Source organism: Cryobacterium sp. CAN_C2 (assembly GCF_015751745.1).
GTDB lineage: Bacteria > Actinomycetota > Actinomycetes > Actinomycetales > Microbacteriaceae > Cryobacterium.
In genome coordinates, this window is sequence record NZ_JADOUX010000047.1 from 1 (window position 1) to 2,056 (window position 2,056).

1 rRNA gene is annotated in these 2,056 nt (G+C 54.4%); it reads left to right on the plus strand.

From position 1 onward, the window contains the following. Nucleotides 1–286 precede the first annotated feature (286 nt). Nucleotides 287–1,820 (plus strand): 16S ribosomal RNA (locus IWX77_RS16780). Nucleotides 1,821–2,056: the final 236 nt, after the last annotated feature.

Sequence of the window (2,056 nt, forward strand, 5' to 3'; positions counted from 1 at the left end):
GTCCGATCCTTGAGAACTCAACAGCGTGCACAATGTCAAATGCCAAAAACCTCGTGGTTGTTGGTCGGTTTCTAGCCGGCTGCAGCTGATGAGATTCCTTTGGAATATGAAGTGAAAGTCGTGATTTCGGTCACGCAGTATAACAAAGCAAGTCAGTAATGATTTGTTCTTGCTAGTTTCAAACTTGCATCTTTTCGGCCTATTCCGGTTGGGGGGTGCACTAGATGGGCGTCTGGTTTGTATTGATGTGGTTTGTATTGATATGGACTGGGTAGCTATTCAAACATTTACGGAGAGTTTGATCCTGGCTCAGGACGAACGCTGGCGGCGTGCTTAACACATGCAAGTCGAACGGTGAAGAGGAGCTTGCTCCTTGGATCAGTGGCGAACGGGTGAGTAACACGTGAGCAATCTGCCCTTGACTCTGGGATAACTGCGGGAAACTGTAGCTAATACCGGATATTACCGTGGAAGGCATCTTCTGTGGTGGAAAGAATTTTGGTCAAGGATGAGCTCGCGGCCTATCAGCTAGTTGGTGAGGTAATGGCTCACCAAGGCGACGACGGGTAGCCGGCCTGAGAGGGTGACCGGCCACACTGGGACTGAGACACGGCCCAGACTCCTACGGGAGGCAGCAGTGGGGAATATTGCACAATGGGCGCAAGCCTGATGCAGCAACGCCGCGTGAGGGACGACGGCCTTCGGGTTGTAAACCTCTTTTAGTAGGGAAGAAGCGACTGGGTTTTCCTGGGAGTGACGGTACCTGCAGAAAAAGCACCGGCTAACTACGTGCCAGCAGCCGCGGTAATACGTAGGGTGCAAGCGTTGTCCGGAATTATTGGGCGTAAAGAGCTCGTAGGCGGTTTGTCGCGTCTGCTGTGAAAACCCGAGGCTCAACCTCGGGCCTGCAGTGGGTACGGGCAGACTAGAGTGCGGTAGGGGAGATTGGAATTCCTGGTGTAGCGGTGGAATGCGCAGATATCAGGAGGAACACCAATGGCGAAGGCAGATCTCTGGGCCGTAACTGACGCTGAGGAGCGAAAGCATGGGGAGCGAACAGGATTAGATACCCTGGTAGTCCATGCCGTAAACGTTGGGAACTAGATGTGGGGACCATTCCACGGTCTCCGTGTCGCAGCTAACGCATTAAGTTCCCCGCCTGGGGAGTACGGCCGCAAGGCTAAAACTCAAAGGAATTGACGGGGGCCCGCACAAGCGGCGGAGCATGCGGATTAATTCGATGCAACGCGAAGAACCTTACCAAGGCTTGACATATACCGGAAACGGCCAGAAATGGTCGCCCCGCAAGGTCGGTATACAGGTGGTGCATGGTTGTCGTCAGCTCGTGTCGTGAGATGTTGGGTTAAGTCCCGCAACGAGCGCAACCCTCGTCCTATGTTGCCAGCACGTTATGGTGGGAACTCATGGGATACTGCCGGGGTCAACTCGGAGGAAGGTGGGGATGACGTCAAATCATCATGCCCCTTATGTCTTGGGCTTCACGCATGCTACAATGGCCGGTACAAAGGGCTGCAATACCGCAAGGTGGAGCGAATCCCAAAAAGCCGGTCTCAGTTCGGATTGAGGTCTGCAACTCGACCTCATGAAGTCGGAGTCGCTAGTAATCGCAGATCAGCAACGCTGCGGTGAATACGTTCCCGGGCCTTGTACACACCGCCCGTCAAGTCATGAAAGTCGGTAACACCCGAAGCCAGTGGCCGAACCCGCAAGGGACGGAGCTGTCGAAGGTGGGATCGGTGATTAGGACTAAGTCGTAACAAGGTAGCCGTACCGGAAGGTGCGGCTGGATCACCTCCTTTCTAAGGAGCACGTGCCGTCCCGTCTGTCTACAGCGGAACACGACGGCCAGTCACACTGAGGCGAATGTTTCAGGTGGCGCTCATGGGTGGAACATTGACATTGATTCGTGGAGAACACGATTGAACGAAGTACGCCAGGTGTTGTTTACAGCATCGGGTTGGAACGGTTTGGTTGTGGAGGAAGCGGGTATGCACGCTGTTGGGTCCTGAGGGACCGGGACATGGGTACTTCGGTA